A 20,682-nucleotide genomic window follows, 5' to 3' on the forward strand; every position below is an offset into this window, starting at 1 on the left:
TCTTCTTCATTCATTGTAAATGTTTCCATTACAATTTTAAGTTTATCTTCTTTTCTCCATCTCTTAAGTCGATTAGGATTACTATTGGGTATTAATTTGCCTTCTATTCTAGCTTTTCTCTTCCACCCATAGATAGTGTTTGTAGATACTCCTGTTTCCTTAGATACCTGTGATACTTTTTTATTTATTGGCGGAGATATTTGCCTTAATATATCTTCAATGTATTCTTTATTATAGCTCTTATTTTTCATATAGATTGTCATCCTTTCTTTACTCACAATTATTATAACATCTATATGACAACTATTCTAACACAGGGGGGGCAGTAAAATGATGTTTATCTTCTTGATGTTTTTTATTGTAATAAGCACCAAGAACAGGATCATTAAGTGAAGCAACATTAGTGCTAACCATAGAGCTCTTTTTAGGTAAGGAGAGAGACGTTTAGACATTTTATTTTTAGTCCTTATAAATTCACCAGATTGTTTTACTGTAAGGTCTATGTCTGCCAATGCGACAAGTTTAAAGCCATTCTTAAAATGTGTAAAATCGCCAATTTCACCTAGAGTTATACCACCTAATACTGGACACTTATACCAGGTGTAGTTTCAATAGGTATATCTAATTTTTTTAGTAATTGTAGAGATTTCTTGTTCTAGTTCTACTATATGGTATTCAATGAATCTAATTTGTTCCATGAGTTGCTTAATTTGAAATGAGGAGGTATCAAGGGCTAATTTTATTCCGAAGGAATTAGTCGTAGTATCTTTTATTTTTTTGGTTTTAAAGAATCCAAGTCTGCCTTTACTTACGATATCAAGAGTTTGTGCTAAAGCATTTGTAGCAAAATTTAAAATTTTTTTGGTGTTGAGTACTCAGACAGTATTTAAAGAGATGATTTAGCAAAGGTATCAGAAAATAGTTTTGAATACTCAGTAAAGACTTAATCTAATAGAAAAATAACCTTTTACATAAGATCAGAAACCGTATCAACTTGAAATAATCTAAATCTTGATAAATTTCTTAAAGGAAGTATGTCTTCTTGAGCAAGACATGTAGAAGAAAATCTACCAAAACGAATGACTTCAGCTATTATTAAGGAACCCTTAGAATCATTTTTGTTTGACGAATATATAGATTTCTAAAACTATCAGACTTGTATAGGATTAATAATTTTTATATTAAATCCTTCTGAAAGTAATCTTGAGCATAAAGGTAATCAGTAATGTCCAGTAACTTCCATACCAATAACAACAGGTTTACTAGATTGATTAGCTCTATTAATATTAGCTATTAGGAAATTTAAAAGATTTAGTTAATATGTTTCATAAAGAATCTATATATAGTTGCTTCATGACTGTTTTTTGCTATATTAATACCTACAATAATTATTTTCAATGCCCCAATAAAAATATTTGATAGTGTGTCCACTTAGTCTTTGTGTTTTAAAACCTCGTTAGACAGCGAAGAGATAAATATACTACTCACTATCCAGCTTATTAGTAAAAGTACATAAAGTAGTGGTATCAGTCTAAATTGCGAGAAAAAATTTTCAAGGAGGTGATAGATAACCACACTATCATGCGAGAATTAAATTTCAATAATTATATCATATTTTATGTTAAGCTTCTGGGCTAGGAGGAAACACTATTTCAGCTTAAATAAGTAACATTTAAGAAGTAAAAGATTTATTAAGTATATTATATGAGGAGGATTATTTATGAAAAAATTATTGGGTGTTTTTGTATTAATGGTAGTACTTTTAACAAGTTCTATGGTAGTATTTGCAAATGATTTTAGCACAAAAGAGCCTAATGAAAGTAGGGTTGTAACAGTTGGTTATAATGTGAAAGATAAAGAAGAAATATTTGGAGATATGAATGATGAAGAAATTGATAAAATTATGAAAGAGAAAGTTAAAGAATTGTTGGAAGATGAAGAAATAGGGTATGAAAGCACAAAAGAAGAATATCCAGAAAACTTAAATAGTAAATTAATAATTTCTGTTTCATCAAATACAAATAAAAATTCTAAATACAATAATACAAATAAATTTAATAATTTATATGTACCCAATTCTTATGATGAAAAATTAGTTAGAGAGACATTTGTATATATGGTAGGATTTCCAATAGGTGGTGAAAACTATTTTGGTAAATATCTAACTGTTGCTGATGGTATAATAAATAGAGTAGGCAGTAATTATATGGAGGGCATATCAACTAAATATGTATCAGGAGCTAATTGGCCTGTGAAAGATTTAAAACCTTATAAAAATACTGCTCATAATTATTTTTACAGTTTTTATGAACTAGGGAGTTATCATTTTGGAACAGGGCGTTTTTCTATAAATAGTTCTGGAGAGGTAATATTCCATGGTGTGGAATGAATAAGATTATGGTACAAACCTAAGTTTGCAAATGGGATATGAATGATAACAATATAAACGAGTAGAGATTTTTTGATCTGGATGATATAAAATTCAAAAGCATTAAAAAAAGTCAACATTGATGTAATGTTGAACTGTATAATACTTATAGAAGGAGTTATTATATAAATATAAATAAATCACTAATAAATGCTAAATTGAAATCATCAAATTTCACATGAAAATATTGTTTGATTATTATAATCAAACAATATTTTCGTGTTATAATTTTATAAAATTGAATAAATTATAATAAGGAGGAGACTTTATTGTGAAAAGATTATTATTTTTAATATTGGCTTCACTTTTAGTATTGACTATAGGTGCATGCTCAGAAGAATCCAGACCAAACACTCCAGAACATACTGTAGAGGCTTTTTTAAGTTCATATAAAAAAGGTGACATAGTAAAAAGTGTAGAATATTTAGAAAATAAAACAAATAATGGTATTGAACAAATGAGAAAAAGTTTCATGGAAAATAAAAACAGCAAATCCAATCAAGCTTTTTTGAAAGCTTTTAGTAAAATCCAATATAAAATAATAGATTCTGAAATTAAAGAAGATTCTGCAGTTGTTAACACGAAAATAATTGCTCCAGATTTAGCCAAAATACTAGGTCAATTAATGAAAGAAGCTTTTCAGGTAAATATATCTAAGGATTCAATTAATAGCAGAGAAAATGATATAGATGAAATGATTGAAGATAAATTTCTTGAAAAAGTAAGTAGTGATGATATACTTATGTTTACGAATACTATAAAGATAAAACTTATTAAAAAAGATAATGTTTGGTTAATAAAAAATAGTAATGAGTTAGAAAGAGCTATTACTGGAAACTTAGTTAATACTATATATCCATAAATTAAAATAGTTTCTGGGAGTTTGTAAATAGCTTTGTATTTTAGAGTCTGTAAATAACTTTGTGCTTTTAGGAAGTTTAAGCCTTATCTAACAATAACTATTAAATTAAATAACACAGGATTAATATGTCTTTAAATTATCCCATTTAATCATATCTATTAAAACTTATTTTGGCAATGTACTCATAACAGAACTCCTTTCTGGTTTAATTATTGTAATAAAGGAGTAATTTTTTTTACAAAAGTAAGATTTCTCAAAAAAATTCTAATTTCCATTCCATTCTATTGAATTTGTTCACAATAATAGCTGTGTATTGATACATACCAATTCGGAAGAAATAGTTATCTGTTTCTATAGATACTAGGAAAGTATTTTTAGGTAATTCATGTCCATTTTCACTATAGGAACTACCCCAGACCTTTTTGTATTTATAATTTTTGAAGTAATTTATAATATTACTAATATCTTTTTTGTCTAAAACATCTATTTTTTCTGATTCTCTATGTAGAGTAATATTTATAATATCACCTTTATCTATTCCTATAATATCGTCTATATTATAGGTTTTATTTATCATTCCAATATATACATATGTAATTAATAATATAAAAATAATGAAGATATATGATTTCTTATTTAATCTAAACATAATACCCACCCCTTATGACAGTATATATAAATAATGATTAATAGACAAGTTAAGGTATATTGATGATTTTATATAGAATAGTTAGTAGTTAACAGTTAGTAGTTAGTAGTTTAATGAAGAAATCCATAGGATTTCCTCCATCAACTACTAACTACTAACTGTTTTTACAAATAAATTAAGAGCCAAGTGCTCTTTTTTTTATTTGCATGAAATAATTGTCATAAATTTAAAATAATGCATAATTAATCATAAATATAATATTTTCAATATTATGCATATTTAACCATAGGCATGGGAAAACATTTTATATTTAAGCCAAACTGCATAATAGCCATATAATATATTGATATATTAATATATGACATTATATAAAAAATATTAATAAAAATTAACAATTGTATATATATTCATCAAATGATATAATTAACCCTATACATTTAAAATATGAAAAGTATAAAGAATTTTCTGAAAGAGAGGGGGAAAAGATGAAGACGAAAATATTAAAAAAAGCAGAAGAAATTAAGAATGAACTTATAAGCATAAGGAGGGATATACATGCCCATCCGGAGGTTGGTCTTCAAGTAGAGAGAACTGCTAAATTAGTGGCAGATAAGTTGAGGACACTTGGGATTGATGTGAAAACCGAAATAGGGGTTACAGGTGTAATTGGAACATTGAAGGGAAATCATCCAGGGAAGACTTTACTTTTGAGAGCAGATATGGACTGTTTAGAGATGACAGAATTAAATGAATTGGAGTTTAAATCTAAAAATGAGGGAAAAATGCATGCCTGTGGACATGATGCCCATACAACTTGGCTCCTTGGAACTGCAATGATTTTGAGTGAATTAAAGGATAAAATACACGGTAATGTAAAATTCCTATTTCAACCAGCTGAAGAGGCCCTTGGAGGAGCAGAAAGAATGATTAAGGATGGTGCATTAGATAATCCAAAGGTAGATGCAGCAATAGGTGCCCATGTGTGGCCAACTATTGAATCAGGTAAGATAGGCATAAAGCATGGTGCAATGATGGCAGCTCCAGATATGTTTGAATTGACCATATATGGTAAGGGAGGTCATGGGGCAACACCACATGTAACAATAGACCCGATTGGTATAGGAGCACAGGTATATATGGCTCTACAGACCATAGTGAGTAGAAAAGTAGATCCTGTGGAACCAGCAGTTATTACTATAGGTAAATTTAATGGTGGATCAGCTCACAATATAATACCACAAAAAGTAGAAATAGTAGGTACCGTTAGGACATTGACCAATGAGCTTAGGGAAGATATTCCCAATATAATGGAAAAAATAATAAAAGGAATAGTAGAAGGAAATGGTGGAACATATGAATTTAATTACAAACCATATTATCCGCCAGTAATAAATGATAATAGTATGACGGATTTGGTGAAAAAGGCAGGTAAAGAGATTTTAGGACGAGATGGTGTCGTTACTATAGAGAAACCAACTATGGGAGGAGAGGACTTTTCCTATTTTCAACAACAGGTTCCAGCTACTTTTTTTCAAGTAGGTATTTATAATGAGAGGAAGGGTATAGTGAACCCATTGCATAGTCCGTACTTTAATATCGATGAAGATGTGCTTCATAAGGCAGCAGCAGTAATGGCACAATGTGCATTGACATATCTTAATGAGTAGTGCATTAATAATAACCTATGGTATTATAAACATAATTAATTCAGAATATTAAGAAAACAATACGTTTGAACAATGGAAATTTGCTTAACTTTATAAATATATAAAGAGGGTGTTTATATGATAGATTCAAATGCTAAGAAAAAAAAAATTTTTTTGATAAATTCCTTGGATTTATTGAAGCGGCAGGAAATAAATTACCAGAACCCCTTACATTGTTTGTATGGCTTGCATTTATTGCTATGGGAGTTTCTTTTTTGGCATCACTTATAGGACTCTCTGCTACACATCCCCTTACAGGTGAAGAAGTTAAAGCAGTAAATCTATTATCTAAAGCAGGTATACAGAAAATGTTAATGATGGCAGTAAAGAATTTTGCAGGTTTTCCGCCATTGGGATTGGTACTTGTGTGTATTTTAGGAGTTGGACTAGCTGAAAAAACTGGTTTGTTTTCAGCTTTGCTTAGAAAGACATTGGGAAATGTTAAAGGTTCGTATGTTGTAGTAATAGTAATATTTTCTTCAATAATGGCCAACGCAGCTGGAGATACAGGATTTATAGTAATGCCACCTATAGCGGCTATGCTCTTTGCAACGGTTGGGATGAATCCATTAGTGGGAATGATGGCAGCATATGCAGGTGTTGCAGGTGGGTTTAGTGCAAACTTAGTAGTTAATATGCTAGATGTATTGGTGGTAGGTTTTACACAATCGGCGGCTCAATTATTAGATCCCGAGTTTACGGTTAATCCTGCTGCAAACTGGTATTTTCTTATAGTTTCTACATTTTTATTAACTGGAGTAGCAGCATGGGTGACTTTGAAGATAGTAGCCCCTCGTATGGGAAAAGGGGATTTTGAGGTTGAAGATATAGAAGAGGTTCCTCCACAGGAAGTAAAGGCTTTAAAAGCTGCAGGTATAGCATTATTGATATATTTGGTTATATGTTTAGCATTGGCAATTCCCCAGAATGGTTTGTTAAGGGACCCTGAAACAAAATCATTGATAGAATATACTTCTCCATTGATGTCAGGATTGGTGCCATTGATTACACTCTTGTTTTTTATTCCTGGATATGTATTTGGTAAAGTTTCAGGAAAAATTAAAAGTGATAAAGATGTAGTATCAATGTTGGGCGAAGCAATGTCTGAAATGGGACCATATATAGTACTGTCCTTTGTAATAGCACAATTTATTAATTATTTTAATTGGTCAAATTTAGGTCTTATAATGGCTATAAAAGGGGCAGATTTTCTAAAGAGTATGGATGCACCAGGTCCAGTATTATTAATAGCTTTTATAATTATAAGTTCCATAATAAATATTTTTGTTGGAAGCGCATCGGCAAAATGGGCAATATTAAGTCCAATATTTGTTCCAATGTTTATGCTATTGGGATTTCATCCTGCATTGACACAAATGGCATATAGAATAGGTGATTCTATAACTAATGTTGTAACACCACTATTACCATATTTCGCAATACTAGTGGCATTTGCAAAAAAATATGACAAGAATGTGGGTATGGGAACACTTATAGCCAATATGCTTCCCTATACCATAGCTTATTTTATAATATGGTCTATATTGATAATAATATGGTACATTGTTGGTTTACCTTTAGGACCAGGGTCACCAATATTTATGCCATAATATGAATATAAAAAGGGTAATTAGCCAAAGGGCTAATTACCCTTTTTATATAGGACTTTAACTTCTATATAAAAATAAAATATCAACAAATATAGGTAAAAGATAAAGAAATTTTATTTTATTAATATTTTTAAATTTATAGAGAAAGGGGAAAATAGAGATATGGGGAAATAGAAAAATTATTTTGATATTTTGGAATTAAAAGGGTATATATTAATAAGATGATGACAATGTGGAGGTGTACGTTATGAAAAAGTTTATTACATTTGTATTTATAGTATTGATAATAGTAGGAATTACAGGAGGATGTTCCAATAATGATGAAAATAACAATTCGGAAATTTCACCAGAGAAAGAATTGGTAGTGGGTATGGAATTGGCATATCCTCCCTTTGAGATGACTGATGAAAAAGGGAATCCAACAGGTATAAGCGTAGATTTAGCCTATGCTTTAGGAGAGTATCTAGGAAGGCCTGTTAAAATAGAAAATATGGCTTATAGTGGCTTGATTCCATCGCTTACAACGAAAAAGATAGATTTGATAATTTCTTCTATGACTATAACAGAAGATAGGAAGAAAACAGTAGATTTTTCTATTCCTTATTCTAAGGCATATCTTTCGTTACTTATATCTAAAGATTCCCCTGTTGAAGATTTTCCTGATTTAAATAAACAGGGAGTAAAGGTAGCTGTGAAAAAAGGGACTACTGGGCATATATATGCAACTGAAAATTTGTCTGATGCAGAGATATTAGTATTTGAAAAGGAAAATGCATGTGTATTGGAAGTGGTACAAGGAAAGGCGGATGCATTTATATATGATCAAATGACTATATTTAAAAATTGGAAACGATATCCAGATGCTACTAAAGTACAGCTAAGTCCTTTCCAAGAGGATTACGAATATTGGGGAATTGCTATGAGAAAAGATGAAGCAGAACTTAAGGAAAAGGTAAATGCATTTATAAATGAGTACAAAGAAAATGGAGGATTTGATAATCTAGCTACTAAATATCTAAAGGAACAAAAAGAAGCCTTTGAAGAAATGAACATACCATTTTTCTTTTAATATATAAGACATAATATAATATCTTAGAAAGGGATGGACCAATGAATAAAGATGTATTTGGCATTTTTTATGAAAACACTACAGGAACGGATTCCTTAGTCAAAAGAATATTTAATTTTACAATTGTTGTTTCCATAGTTATAGGAATTCTCATATTTTCTATATCTAGATTGGACTATGACTTCTTTTGGCCAGTCATATTAAAGTATAGATATAAATTTATGCAAGGTTTTTATATGACCCTTGTTATTAGTTTTTTTTCTTTAATATCTTCCTTGATTATCGGTATAATATTGGCATTTGCAAGGAAGAGTAAGATATTAATATTTAATTATTTTAGTAGGCTTTATGTAGAAATAATAAGAGGAACTCCTTTCTTGGTACAGATATTTTTCTTTTATTTTATAATAGCCACAGCATTTGGTTTGGATAATAAGTATCTAATAGGAGTAATAATATTGTCCATATTTTCCAGTGCATATGTAACAGAGATAATAAGGGCAGGTATTGAGAGTATAGAAGGTTCTCAATTGGAAACGGCTAAATCTTTAGGATTTAGTACATATCAAAAATATAAATTTATCATAATACCTCAAGTAGTAAAAAGAATCATGCCTGCATTGGCGGGGCAATTATCTTCATTGGTTAAAGATTCTTCATTATTATCTGTAATTGCAGTTAGTGAATTCACTATGAATGTATTGGAAGTGGACTCCTTAACATTTAGGACATTTGAAAATCTATCCACATTGGGGTTGGGATATCTTTGTCTGACCATACCAATTTCTTTAATTTCAAAAACATTAGAAAGGAAATTCCACTATGAATCTTAAAATTGAAAATCTTACTAAAAGCTACAATGGAAATGTAGTGCTTGATAATATAAATATAGATATAGAAGATATACACTCATTGGTGATTGTAGGTCCTTCAGGAGGAGGAAAATCTACATTGCTTAGGATAATTGCGGGGCTAGAAAAGCCAGATAGTGGTAGCATAACTGTAAATGGAAACAAACTTGTATTTTCAGAGAAATATTTAAATGAGTACAGAAAAACAGTAGGCATGGTATTTCAATCATTTAATCTTTTTCCACATCTTACAGCAATTAGAAATATAACTTTGCCATTAGAGGAGGTGCATAAGTATTCCAAAGATGAATCTAAAAAAACAGCAGAGGAGTTATTAAGCAAATTTCAGCTTTTGGAACATGGAAATAAGAAGCCTATACAACTTTCGGGAGGTCAGAAACAAAGAGTAGCTATAGCTAGGGCATTGGCTATAAGCCCCCAATACTTACTTTTAGATGAACCTACTTCTGCACTAGATCCTGATTTGACATCTGAAGTATTGGAGACTATAAAGAAACTCAGGGAAGATAAGAGGGATTTGATGCTAGTGACCCATGAGATGGGTTTTGCTAGACAGGCCAGTGATTACATGATATTTGTCGCAGAGGGAAAAATTTTGGAACAGGGCAATAGTAAAGATATATTTACTAGCCCCAAGACGACACAATTAAAGAAATTTCTAAATAGAATACTAGAATGGAATTGATTAGTTAATGTAAATCATTAATAATTTTAACAATTTAATCTGATGAAAGGTGGAATTGATAATGAAAAAAGAAGAGTTAACTATTATAAAACAGGCTATCATAAATGAGATAGAAGGATATGAATTTTATAAAATGGCAGCTGAAAAGGCAAATACTATGGAAACTAAATCGGCATTTGAAGAATTGGCAAAAGAGGAATTAAAGCATAGTGAATATCTTCAGGATCTATTTAACAATATAAAGGATAATGAAGGAGACGATTTTAAATTAGCGTTCCTAGTAAATCCTCCATCTCCTAAAATATTTGATTGGGGAAAAATAGACAGAGATTCTGCCAGTCTTGCGGTATCTGTATTTGGAATAGGGGTACAGATGGAAAAAGAGTCAGTTGAATTTTATAAAAATGCCAAGGAAAAGACACGGTATGAAGAGGCTAAAAAGCTTTATGATATTCTTATAGGGTGGGAAAGGACCCATTTAGAGCAATTTGAAGAACAATATCAATTATACCAAGATGAATGGTGGAATAAACAAGGATTTGCACCATTTTAAAAAGTATAGGGGCTGTTATTTTACAGTCCCTATACTTTTGGGAAAAAAGGTACTGTTGTTATATTTTAGTATATTTTCTATCGTATCAGCATCTACTGGTTTGCTGAACAGATAACCTTGTCCAATATCGCAGTCATAAGATTGAAGAAATTTCAATTGATTAAAATCTTCGATACCTTCAGCTACAACCTTTAGTTTTAATGCCTTTGACATCTTGATAATGGATCTTACAAGAACTGCATCGTTGGCATCTGTAATTATATTTTTTACAAAACTTTTATCGACTTTAATGACATCTACAGGTAGATTTTTTAACTGATTCAGAGAAGAATATCCTACACCAAAGTCATCTAATGCGATCATAACACCTAAATTTTTGAGTTTGTTTAGTATATTTATATTTGATCCAAAGTTGTCTATAGTACTACTTTCGGTTATTTCTAATTCTAGATACTTACTATCTATACCTGTTTCTTGGATGATATCTTTTATCATAATATCTATATCGTCATATTTAAATTGTTTTAGAGATAGATTTACTGAAACTTTTATTGGATTAAAACCCTTTTCATGCCATAATTTATGCTGAATACAGGCAGTTTTCAATACCCATTTACCTATGGTAGCTATTAGGCCCGATTGTTCAGCTATGGGTATAAAGTCTAGAGGCATAATTATCCCTTTATATGGATTGTTCCATCTTATTAGTGCTTCTACTCCTATTAATTTTCCCGATTTTAAATCTATTTGTGGCTGATAGTGGAGTACAAATTCATTGTTATTTATGGCGCGTCTTAAGTCAGATTCTATACCAAAATCATTAATGGTTTTTTTATGCATATATGATTTATAAAAAGAGTGTTGATTTTTCCCATTATTTTTCGAATTATACATGGCTACATCAGCATTCCGCATAAGAACTTGTCTATCTGTTCCATCCTTAGGATAAATGGCAATACCTACACTGGCAGACATATAAATATTTTTATTATTTATTACAAATGGAAAACTGAAGGTCTTTAAAATACTATTAATATTGTCAATAATAATATCATTGTTTGAATTATGGTTTATCAATAGTGCAAATTCATCTCCACCCAGTCTACCCAATACGATATTATTATCTATAAAGGATTTTAGTCTTTGAGATACCGTTTTTAGCAATTGATCTCCCACTGTATGTCCAAAGGTATCATTTATATATTTAAAATTGTCTAAATCAAAATATATAAGTGCAAAGTTTGTATCATTTAATTTAGCATTTTCAATTTTTTTGTCCAAACTGTTTTCAAATGAAGTCCTGTTGGGGAGTTTGGTTAATTGATCAAAATATGCTAAATTACATATATCCTTCTCAGATTTTTTTCTCTCTGTTATATCTGTACCCATGGATACTACAGCAAAGGGCATATTATCCTTATTATAGAGTATATGGTTGTTCCATAGGATATCTCTAGTATTACCGTTTTTGCATAAAATTTTGTTCTCATGATTTTTTGCAGTATTACCTTGTTTGATTTTATCAAATGTTTTTCTCATATAAGGCATTATATCCTCTGGTATAATCAGGTCTAATAATTTTTTACCCAATGCTTCTTCCTGTGAGAAACCGGTGACTTTTTCTGCAAATCGATTAAATCGTATTATCCTTTTCGACATATTCCATACTATGATTATTATATTTGCACCATTTAATATGCTTTCGGAAAAATTTTTTTCCTTTCTCAAATTATCTTCGATATTTTTTATATTCGTTATATCTGAATGGGAACCAGCCATCCTGATAGCCCTTCCGTTATAATCCCATTGGGCTTTACCTCTAGCTAAAATCCATTTATAATCGCCATTTTTCGTTTTTATTCTATAGATATTTTCATAATGACCATGACCAGATTTCAAATATTTTTTGAGATAGGCTAATGCCTGGGAGACATCTTCAGGATGTATAAGGCTTTTCCATTGATCAAATGAATGTTTCAATTCATTTGTATCATATCCCAGCATATTTACCCACCTATCTGATAAAAATAGCTTATTTGACTTTATATCCCAATCCCATATGCCATCGTTGGCACCATTTATAGCTAGATTATACCTTTCTTTATGAATAATCAATCTTTTTTGACTCTTGTCTAATTCATTGTACTGATATCTCAATTCTTCTTCAATACTGGTCAGTTCTTTATGGGCAATTTCTAGCTTTTTGTAATTTTCTAGAAGTTTAACGGAAGTATTCTGTATAACATTCATGTCTTTTCGAATTAATATGTAGATTATTATTCCTGTTATTATTACAAAAGACAATCCCTTATATATTTGGAATAAGGTTATAGTATTATGATTATGTATGAACATGTCTAAAAGGATGTCCGATATCAATATCCATACTATTCCCCAAAACACATAGATAGTAGATATTTTTAATGGAATGTTATTGTTTTTTATTTTATTATAATATTTAATCATATCTTTATTTAAAATATGTTTTATGCTATTTATGGAGTAATGACTATTTTTAAAAAAAAGGGTCTTGAGTTTTTTAAACATATATATCCTCCAAAATTATGAGATTATTTTATATTAATGTTATATATTTACCCATGATAATATTGCTTAAATATATAAACTTACCATATTGTAAATACTTTGTTATTTATTTGTAAATATTAGGATGAGAAATAATATTAAAATAGAATTAACAAAAAAATTATGGAGGAATGCAGAATGAATAAAAATTTTTTAAAAGGTTTAGTGACCACTGCTATGTTAGCTACTTTGGTTATAGGTACCATATCTATAAGTGAGGCAGAAGAAAATAAGGATTTAAACAAAAGTGATTTTAGTATTGGCGAAAAGATAATAGTAGAAGAGTATGATATCAAGGATAATTACTATATAATTGACTATAAAAAGGGAGATGTTACAGGAGACGACAAAGAAGACGATATTTTACTAGTAGGTCATAAAATTAATGGTAAGGAAGATATATTTGCTGATGATTTAACTGTATTAGTAAAGGATAGTGATGATGGATTCAAAAAGGCTACATATAAGGATTTTGCAGGATATAGTGGAAATTTGTTTGTTGGAGATTTTACTGGAGATAAAATAGATGATGTAATGGTATCGGCAGATACAGGAGGTAGTGGTGGCATAATAGAACATATGATTGCAGTATTTACTGAAGAAAATTCCAAGGTTATATTTGACAATGAAGATAATGAGGGATTACAAATAAAGGCCAAATTTGAAGATGATTTTAAGGCAGAGGTAGAGATTGAAGAATTGAAAAAGACTATTAAGTTAGACATAAGTGCTGGGAAAGATGACTATATTGAACAAGGCATATATGATGATTCAGGGGAGCTTTTACAAAAAATAGAGCCATGGATGAACCCTATTTCATTAGCAGAACCAGTATATAATCCCATAGAGGAAAAGTATGAATTAAGGGCTTACCAGAGAATAGTAGGGTCATGTAATGCTGATACCATATCTTATATGGAAGAAAGATGGTCATATAATGATGAAGATTGGGATTTAACAGAGCTTAAATATCACACATATATAGTAAAATAAGTTAGTAGATAGTAGATAGTAGTTATTAGTTAGTAGTTGATGGTGGAAATCCTGTGGATTTCATCATTGAGCTACTAACTTATTTTATATTGTCAAGAATCTTACTGGATATATTATCCAGTGTTTTTTGTGTTAAAATGTATTATTATAATGTATTGAGAAAAGAGGCGATATTATGTTTAATTTAGACACCTGAGTATCTTATATAGCAGATAATACTAGTAAGATTATCTGTGAAGCCTTTGGAGAAAGGCTAAAAAAAGTTGGAGTTACAAGGGTACAGTGGATAGCATTATATTATTTAAATAGATTTGGTGATATGAAACAGAAAGAATTGGGCGAAAAGATGCATGTTAAGGAATCATCAATTGCAAGACTTATAGATAGAATGGAAAGAGATGAGCTTATAGATAGGGTTAAAAGCAAAGAAGATAGAAGGATAACCAATATCAGATTAACAGAAAAAGGAGCTAAATACATACAGAAATTATTACCAGAAGGAGAAAAGTTCAACAATATAGTCTCTAAAGATATTTCCGAAGAAGATATGGATATCTTTAAAAAGGTATTAAATAAAATGGTGGATAATATAAATAGTATGAATAATGATTAACAAAAAAACACACATTATATCTATATGTGTGTTTTTTATTTAAGACAGAGATATAAAATAATCACTGATTTTGTCATTAGACTACTAACTATGAACTACTAGCTAATAACTTATACACAGTTTCATAAATTTTACAAAATACATCTTTATTCTACATCTCTGCAATAATCAACACTTGATAACAATCTAAGACACACATCATGTTTATATGTGTGTTTTTTGTATATTTATTGACAAACTTCGAGTTACTTGCTATACTAATTATTAGTATGGCAAGTAAAATAAAAGGAGGAATTTATTGTGGCTAAAAATGTAAGAGAAATGTTAAATAATTTTACCAGTGGATTGGAATCTCTCAGTACTACTAATGAAAAACAAGTTAGTGCTTTTATGAATTTACTGGGTTCATCTTATGAGCCTGGGGCGTTGGATCTAAAGACTAAAGAACTTATGAGTGTAGCTATAGGTATATATAATAGATGTGAATATTGTATAGTATTCCATACTTATAAGGCATTTGAAGCAGGGGCTACTAAAGAAGAAATACTTGAAGCTGCTATGGTATCTGTAGCATTTGGTGGGGGACCATCAATGGCATATAGTGTAACATTGCTTAAAGATGCAATTGAGGAATTTGAAAAGGATTTCAAATAGGATATATATATGGTGGACCTTAGCGTCCGCCTTTATTATAATTACTTTTTACATGAAAGTACTGTTTTAATTATGTTTTTGGCTAAAATAGATCAATGAAGTATTTATGAAGAAATATAAAGACTTTTGGAAAGGAATGTAAAACAATGAATATAGAAGTCAAATTAGATAAATTATCTGGACATGCTAAATCAGGTGAAATAGGAAAAGTATATAAAGATAAGGGAAGTAATGTGAAATTGGGTGATGAACTCTTTGATATTGAGTCTAATAAGGGAAATATTACTATAACTTCCGATATAACAGGAAAAATATTAGATATACATGTAAATGTAGGTGATAAGGTTTCTATAGGAGATATATTGTTGACAGTAGAAGGAGAGAAAGAATCTAATGAGGAGATAGCTGCTAAAAAAGTGAAATCTACAGGATTCAATTATATGGGAGGATTATTGAAACCTAAAAAGGAAGAGATATCAGCAGATATAACTATTATAGGAGGAGGCCCTGGTGGATATGTGGCAGCCATAGAGGGAGCTAAATTGGGAGCTAAGATTGTGCTGATAGAAAAGGAATCTATGGGAGGTACTTGTCTTAATTGGGGGTGTATTCCTACAAAGGCTTTGGTGAGAAGTGCTGAGATATTTAATCTTATGAAAGAGTCTAAAGATTATGGTGTAATTGGAGAGAATATCTCCCTAGATATGAAAAGGGTTATAGATAGAAAAAAAGATATAATAAATGAATTGGTACAGGGAATAGAATATCTTATGGGAAAAAATAAAATCTCTGTGTTGAAGGGAAATGGAGAAGTAATAGACAAAAACACTGTTTTTGTAAAAAATGGTAATAAAGAAACTACCATTAAAACTAAAAATATGATTTTAGCTACAGGATCTAAACCTGCAATACTTCCCATAGAGGGAAATGATGCCAAGAATGTTTTAACGAGTAAAGAATTGATGAGTATAGACTATGTGCCAGATAGTCTAATAATAGTTGGTGGTGGAGTAATAGGTATGGAATTTGCCTTTATATTCAATGCATTTGGCTCCAAGGTTACTGTGATTGAATACGCCAGAGACGTATTGGCTGTATTAGATAAAGATGTGAGGGAAGAGATTAATAAAATTGCCAAAGAGCGAGGTATAACCATTTATACAAGTTCTAAAGTTAATGAGATTATAGATGCTGAAGATGGAAGGTCATTGGTGAAATTTGAAAAGGACGGTATAGATAAATATATAACAGGAGATAAAATTCTCATGTCTGTGGGAAGGCAACCATACTATGGAGAGTTAGATTTACAAGATATAGCAGTACAATTAAATGAAAATGGTAAGGGTATAAAGGTAGATGACAAGATGGAGACAACATGTGAGGGCATATATGCTATAGGCGATGTAACAAATAAAATTCAATTGGCCCATGTGGCATCTCATCAAGGGATAGTTGCAGTAAATAATATTATGGGTAAAAATGCAAAGATGGACTATACAATTATACCTAGTGCAATATTTACTAGTCCAGAAATAGCCACAGTTGGGTTATGTGAAAGAGAAGCTAAGGATAATGGAATCGAGATATCCATAGGCAAATTTCCATTTGGTGCCAATGGGAAGGCACTGACATTGGGAGAAAAATCTGGATTTGTAAAAATTATAGCCGATAAGAGTAGTCAAGTAGTATTGGGAGGTGCTATAATTGGGCCGCATGCTACAGATTTAATTCATGAGATTACATTGGCAATAAAAAATAAATTGAAATTAGAGGACATAATAGAGACTATACATGCACATCCAACTACAGCAGAGGCCATACATGAGGCATCTTTGGCAGCAACTAATCATGGGTCATTACATTTTTGATAAAAGGGAATATTAAACTACAAACTACTAACTGTTTCATTTATGTTAAAATAGAAGTAAAAAAGAGGTTGAATATATGAGATGGTTGGATAAAAGATATCATTCCCTTAATTATGAACTTAGGAAGTTGTTTGGGAAAAAGGTAATTAAGCTTTCGTTAAATGGAGGATTTACTTGTCCCAATCGAGATGGGACTATAGGTACTAAGGGATGTTTATTTTGTAGTGATTATGGTTCAGGGGAATTTGCAGGGAATAAAAAATTGTCTATAAAAGAACAGATTTTTCAGCAGATAGATCTCCTCTCTGATAAATGGAGAACAGGAAAGTATATTGCATATTTTCAAAGTTTTACTAATACCTATGGAACGATAGAAGATTTACGAGATAAATATGAACAGGCCCTTTCTGTTGAGGGGGTAGTGGGACTGGCTATAGCCACTAGGCCCGATTGTCTTTCTGAAGATATATTGGACCTATTGGAAGAATTCAGCAACAAATGTTATCTATGGGTTGAATTGGGATTGCAGACTATACATGACGATACAGCAAGGTTAATTAGAAGGGGATACCCTTTAATGACCTTTGATGATGCACTAAAGAGGTTGAGAAGTAGGGGAATAAATGTGGTAGTGCATCTGATATTAGGCCTTCCTAAAGAGGATTATAAAGATATGATTGAATCTGTAAAATATGTATCTGAAGAGGATATTCAAGGTGTGAAGTTTCATCTAATGCATATATTAAAGGGTACAGATTTGTATGAATATTATAAAGAGCATCCCTTTTCTCTGTTGAGTAAAAATGAATATATATCTATAGTATCAGATGCCATAGAAATACTTGATCCTAATATTGTCATCCATAGATTAACTGGAGATGGAGCAAAGGATATGTTAATTGCCCCTAGATGGAGTTTAAACAAACTAGGGGTGCTTTCGGGAATAGATATGGAATTGAAGCGAAGGAATTCTTATCAAGGGATTAAAAGTGAATAGTATTTTTTATTTAATATACCCATTTATGGGTATATATTTTTTTGAAAGGAAAAAAAGGGGTGATATTTTAAAATGAGTAAAAAACAGAAATTAATGACAGGAAATCAAGCGATAGCAAGGGGGTTTTATGAAGCAGGTGGATTATTAGCTGCTAGTTATCCTGGTTCTCCAACAGTGGATATAATGGAGTCTATTCAGAAAGACTATGGTGAAGAAATATATGGTGAATTTAGTGTAAATGAAAAAGTGGCTCTAGAAGTTGGTATAGGAGGATCCTTTGCAGGTGCAAGGTCCATGGTAAGTATGAAACATGTTGGGGTTAATATTGCAGCAGATCCTCTTATGACATTTACTCAAACCAGAACCAATGGAGGATTTTTATTAGTAACAGGTGAAGATCCTGAAATGGCTAGTTCACAAAACGAACAGGACAATAGGATATTTGGAAAGTTTGCTCATATGCCTATATTAGATCCAAGTGATAGTAATGAGGCGAAGGAATTTGTAAAAATAGGATTAGATATAAGCGAAAAGTATGGAGCACCAGTTATGCTTAGGATTACCAGTAGACTTTGTCACAGTAGAAGTGCAGTGGAATTAGGAAATAGAGAAGAAAAGGATATATCAGGTTTTCCCAATGGCATTAGTAATTTTGGTATGATACCTCCTAATACATACAGAAAGCAATATGAAATGAAAGAAAGAATAGAGAAATTAGCAGAAGATGCATGTAATATGTCTATAAATGTTTTGGAAGAAGGGAAAAATGACGATGTATTAATTATCACATCGGGACTTGTATACAATAATATTAAAGAATTGGGACTAGATGTATCAATATATAAACTGGGTATGGTATTTCCACTACCTATAGAAAAAATACGAGGATTATCTAAAAAATATAATAGAATAATAGTGATAGAAGAGTTAATGCCTTTTATAGAGAATGAATTAAAAATAAATGATATACCCTGTGAAGGGAAGAAATATTTTTCTTTTACTGGAGAATTAAATACCGAGAATATTGAAAAAGGACTATTTGATGCAGGGATAATTGAAGACTTCAAGTATAAAGAGGAATCTCAAGTTGAAACTGTGGGAAGGCTACCGATGTTTTGTGCAGGATGTCCCCATAGACCAGTATTCGATATACTTAAAAAATCTAAGACAAAGGTAATAGGAGATATAGGCTGTTATTCTATGGGAGTATTGTATCCATTGGAAGTATTAAATTCAGTAATCAGTATGGGTGCAAGTATTGGCATAATGAAGGGAATGACAAAGGCTTTAGGAATGAAGGATAAGAGAGAACCTATAGTTGGAGTTATAGGTGATGGTACATTTTATCATTCTGGGATGACAGGGGCTGTAAATATGTTACATAAATTAGACCCAGAGGATAATATGACATTAATAATTCTAAACAATGGGACTACTGCAATGACAGGAGGACAACATACAGGTAGTTCTGGAAATTATACTCCAGATGATGATATGGATATAGATATGGTGGAACTTTTGAATTCCATGGGATTTGATAGAATAAAGGTGGTAGATCAATTTAAGTATAAGGAAGCCAAAAAGACCATAGAAGATGAGATCAAGTACCCTGGTCTTTCCATAGTTATCACGACTAGACCTTGTGCACTTAGATTTAAGATAAAAGAACCCCATTTTTATGTGGATCCAGAAGTATGTATAGGATGTAGAAGCTGCGTGAGAACCAATTGTCCACCTATAAAGATGAAAAAGTATGATGGTATAGATAAGCTAAAATCATCCATAGATAGTGATATGTGTGTGGGATGTTCTGTATGTGCCCAAGTCTGTCCAGTTAATGCTATAAAGAGATCGGAATAAGGGGGAGAAAATCTGTGAATGAAAAAAATATAATTTTAACAGGTGTTGGAGGACAAGGATTAGTTTTGACTACTCAAATAATCTGTGAAGCAGCATTTGATGCAGGATATGATGTAAAAAGCAATGATGTAGTAGGTCTGTCTCAAAGAGGGGGCAAGGTTTGGGGCAGTGTAAGGATCGGAGAAAAGATATATTCTCCCAATGTGCCACCTAAATCAGCAGATATATTATTGGCATTGGAACCTTTAGAGGGATTGAGGTGGAGTGGTGCATTGAAAGACAATGGAGTAATTATTATGAATGTCCACGAAGTAGCGCCTGTATTTGTAATAGCGGAAAAAGAAGAATATCCTAGCAATATAGAGGAAGAATTATCTCAAAAATATGAAGTCAATGCCATAGATGCAGTTAAGGAAGGCAATAAATTGGGTTCGTCAAAGGTTGCAAACACATTTTTATTAGGAAAAATGGCTAATTATATGGAAATACCTTTGGATTCATGGAAAAAAGCAATTAGGGAGAATGTTCCTAAAAAATTTGTGGATATGAATATTGAAGCATTTGATATAGGATATAGATATTAGAATAGATATTTATTAGGTAATAGAGGTATAAAAAGTTAGTAGTTTGTAGTTGATAGCTAGTAGTTGATGGTTAAATGCCTATGGATTACATCA

19 protein-coding genes and 1 pseudogene are annotated in these 20,682 nt (G+C 31.0%); 15 read left to right on the top strand and 5 right to left on the bottom strand.

The genetic code is table 11. The features are described 5' to 3' along the window. The 3 genes from Q326_RS0116080 to Q326_RS19260 form a co-directional block, all read right to left on the bottom strand. A partial coding sequence (locus Q326_RS0116080; protein ID WP_026896192.1) for a transposase occupies nt 1-251 on the bottom strand: 251 nt, incomplete at its 3' end. A gap of 57 nt (nt 252-308) precedes the next feature. Beyond that, nucleotides 309-572, bottom strand: coding sequence for a transposase (locus tag Q326_RS19255; protein WP_084489691.1), 264 nt, complete (start codon nt 570-572; stop codon nt 309-311). A gap of 395 nt (nt 573-967) precedes the next feature. After that, nucleotides 968-1,135, bottom strand: a complete 168-nt coding sequence (locus Q326_RS19260) for an IS110 family transposase (RefSeq protein ID WP_156936345.1) — start codon at nt 1,133-1,135, stop codon at nt 968-970. Nucleotides 1,136-1,720: 585 nt separating this feature from the next. On the opposite strand from Q326_RS19260, the gene Q326_RS0116085 reads away from it, so the two are divergent. Continuing rightward, nucleotides 1,721-2,389, top strand: a complete 669-nt coding sequence (locus tag Q326_RS0116085) for a hypothetical protein (RefSeq protein ID WP_026896271.1) — start codon at nt 1,721-1,723, stop codon at nt 2,387-2,389. Nucleotides 2,390-2,699: 310 nt separating this feature from the next. Further along, entirely contained in the window at nt 2,700-3,290 is a 591-nt protein-coding gene (locus Q326_RS0116090) for a DUF4878 domain-containing protein (protein WP_026896272.1), read from the top strand. Nucleotides 3,291-3,543: 253 nt separating this feature from the next. Here the strand turns inward: Q326_RS0116090 and Q326_RS0116095 are convergent, their stop codons facing one another. Further along, nucleotides 3,544-3,939, bottom strand: a complete 396-nt coding sequence (locus Q326_RS0116095; RefSeq protein WP_026896273.1) for a hypothetical protein — start codon at nt 3,937-3,939, stop codon at nt 3,544-3,546. 485 nt (nt 3,940-4,424) lie between these two features. Between Q326_RS0116095 and Q326_RS0116100 the strand changes: the two genes are divergently transcribed. The 6 genes and pseudogenes from Q326_RS0116100 (at nt 4,425) to Q326_RS0116125 (ending at nt 10,434) form a co-directional block, all read left to right on the top strand. Beyond that, nucleotides 4,425-5,606 (top strand): M20 metallopeptidase family protein, encoded by a 1,182-nt coding sequence (locus Q326_RS0116100; protein WP_026896274.1) that lies wholly within the window; start codon nt 4,425-4,427, stop codon nt 5,604-5,606. Nucleotides 5,607-5,776: 170 nt separating this feature from the next. Further along, a pseudogene (locus tag Q326_RS17750) lies at nt 5,777-7,255 on the top strand (AbgT family transporter); the annotation flags it as partial. A 247-nt stretch (nt 7,256-7,502) separates the two neighbouring features. After that, nucleotides 7,503-8,324: a transporter substrate-binding domain-containing protein gene (locus Q326_RS0116110; RefSeq protein WP_026896275.1), complete on the top strand. Its 822-nt coding sequence runs from the start codon at nt 7,503-7,505 to the stop codon at nt 8,322-8,324. Between the two features lie 41 nt (nt 8,325-8,365). Then, nucleotides 8,366-9,157, top strand: coding sequence for an amino acid ABC transporter permease (locus tag Q326_RS0116115; RefSeq protein WP_026896276.1), 792 nt, complete (start codon nt 8,366-8,368; stop codon nt 9,155-9,157). Continuing rightward, complete coding sequence (locus tag Q326_RS0116120) at nt 9,147-9,881, top strand: amino acid ABC transporter ATP-binding protein (protein ID WP_026896277.1); 735 nt, start codon at nt 9,147-9,149, stop codon at nt 9,879-9,881. The genes Q326_RS0116115 and Q326_RS0116120 overlap by 11 nt, the downstream gene beginning before the upstream one ends. Before the next feature lie 61 nt (nt 9,882-9,942). After that, entirely contained in the window at nt 9,943-10,434 is a 492-nt protein-coding gene (locus tag Q326_RS0116125) for a ferritin-like domain-containing protein (RefSeq protein WP_026896278.1), read from the top strand. A 15-nt stretch (nt 10,435-10,449) separates the two neighbouring features. Here the strand turns inward: Q326_RS0116125 and Q326_RS0116130 are convergent, their stop codons facing one another. Continuing rightward, nucleotides 10,450-12,981 (bottom strand): sensor domain-containing protein, encoded by a 2,532-nt coding sequence (locus tag Q326_RS0116130; protein ID WP_026896279.1) that lies wholly within the window; start codon nt 12,979-12,981, stop codon nt 10,450-10,452. A gap of 177 nt (nt 12,982-13,158) precedes the next feature. Between Q326_RS0116130 and Q326_RS0116135 the strand changes: the two genes are divergently transcribed. The 7 genes from Q326_RS0116135 to Q326_RS0116170 all read left to right on the top strand — a co-directional run bounded on the left by Q326_RS0116135 (nt 13,159) and on the right by Q326_RS0116170 (nt 20,589). Beyond that, a complete protein-coding gene (locus Q326_RS0116135; protein WP_026896280.1) occupies nt 13,159-14,013 on the top strand; it encodes a hypothetical protein in 855 nt (284 codons plus the stop codon). Nucleotides 14,014-14,242: 229 nt separating this feature from the next. Continuing rightward, nucleotides 14,243-14,626, top strand: coding sequence for a MarR family winged helix-turn-helix transcriptional regulator (locus Q326_RS17755; protein WP_051531592.1), 384 nt, complete (start codon nt 14,243-14,245; stop codon nt 14,624-14,626). A gap of 300 nt (nt 14,627-14,926) precedes the next feature. Beyond that, a complete protein-coding gene (locus tag Q326_RS0116145) occupies nt 14,927-15,280 on the top strand; it encodes a carboxymuconolactone decarboxylase family protein (RefSeq protein WP_026896281.1) in 354 nt (117 codons plus the stop codon). A gap of 146 nt (nt 15,281-15,426) precedes the next feature. After that, complete coding sequence (gene lpdA, locus Q326_RS0116150) at nt 15,427-17,148, top strand: dihydrolipoyl dehydrogenase (protein WP_051531594.1); 1,722 nt, start codon at nt 15,427-15,429, stop codon at nt 17,146-17,148. 76 nt (nt 17,149-17,224) lie between these two features. Continuing rightward, nucleotides 17,225-18,145, top strand: a complete 921-nt coding sequence (gene mnmL / locus Q326_RS0116155) for a tRNA modification radical SAM protein MnmL/YtqA (RefSeq protein WP_026896283.1) — start codon at nt 17,225-17,227, stop codon at nt 18,143-18,145. Between the two features lie 72 nt (nt 18,146-18,217). Continuing rightward, the gene (locus tag Q326_RS0116165; RefSeq protein ID WP_026896284.1) at nt 18,218-20,005 is read left to right on the top strand and encodes a ferredoxin family protein; all 1,788 of its coding nucleotides are present in this window, start codon (nt 18,218-18,220) and stop codon (nt 20,003-20,005) included. 14 nt (nt 20,006-20,019) lie between these two features. Next, nucleotides 20,020-20,589: an indolepyruvate oxidoreductase subunit beta gene (locus Q326_RS0116170; RefSeq protein WP_026896285.1), complete on the top strand. Its 570-nt coding sequence runs from the start codon at nt 20,020-20,022 to the stop codon at nt 20,587-20,589. Nucleotides 20,590-20,682 lie beyond the last annotated feature (93 nt).

The organism is Clostridiisalibacter paucivorans DSM 22131 (assembly GCF_000620125.1).
GTDB lineage: Bacteria > Bacillota > Clostridia > Tissierellales > Clostridiisalibacteraceae > Clostridiisalibacter > Clostridiisalibacter paucivorans.

Coding starts and splice junctions, on each gene's coding strand:
- Q326_RS0116085 (WP_026896271.1), top strand. CDS start 1,721: ATGAAAAAATTATTGGGTGTTTTTGTATTAATGGTAGTACTTTTAACA.
- Q326_RS0116135 (WP_026896280.1), top strand. CDS start 13,159: ATGAATAAAAATTTTTTAAAAGGTTTAGTGACCACTGCTATGTTAGCT.
- mnmL (WP_026896283.1), top strand. CDS start 17,225: ATGAGATGGTTGGATAAAAGATATCATTCCCTTAATTATGAACTTAGG.
- Q326_RS0116165 (WP_026896284.1), top strand. CDS start 18,218: ATGAGTAAAAAACAGAAATTAATGACAGGAAATCAAGCGATAGCAAGG.
- Q326_RS0116110 (WP_026896275.1), top strand. CDS start 7,503: ATGAAAAAGTTTATTACATTTGTATTTATAGTATTGATAATAGTAGGA.
- Q326_RS0116130 (WP_026896279.1), bottom strand. CDS start 12,981: ATGTTTAAAAAACTCAAGACCCTTTTTTTTAAAAATAGTCATTACTCC.
- Q326_RS0116115 (WP_026896276.1), top strand. CDS start 8,366: ATGAATAAAGATGTATTTGGCATTTTTTATGAAAACACTACAGGAACG.
- Q326_RS0116125 (WP_026896278.1), top strand. CDS start 9,943: ATGAAAAAAGAAGAGTTAACTATTATAAAACAGGCTATCATAAATGAG.
- Q326_RS0116100 (WP_026896274.1), top strand. CDS start 4,425: ATGAAGACGAAAATATTAAAAAAAGCAGAAGAAATTAAGAATGAACTT.
- Q326_RS0116120 (WP_026896277.1), top strand. CDS start 9,147: ATGAATCTTAAAATTGAAAATCTTACTAAAAGCTACAATGGAAATGTA.
- lpdA (WP_051531594.1), top strand. CDS start 15,427: ATGAATATAGAAGTCAAATTAGATAAATTATCTGGACATGCTAAATCA.
- Q326_RS0116095 (WP_026896273.1), bottom strand. CDS start 3,939: ATGTTTAGATTAAATAAGAAATCATATATCTTCATTATTTTTATATTA.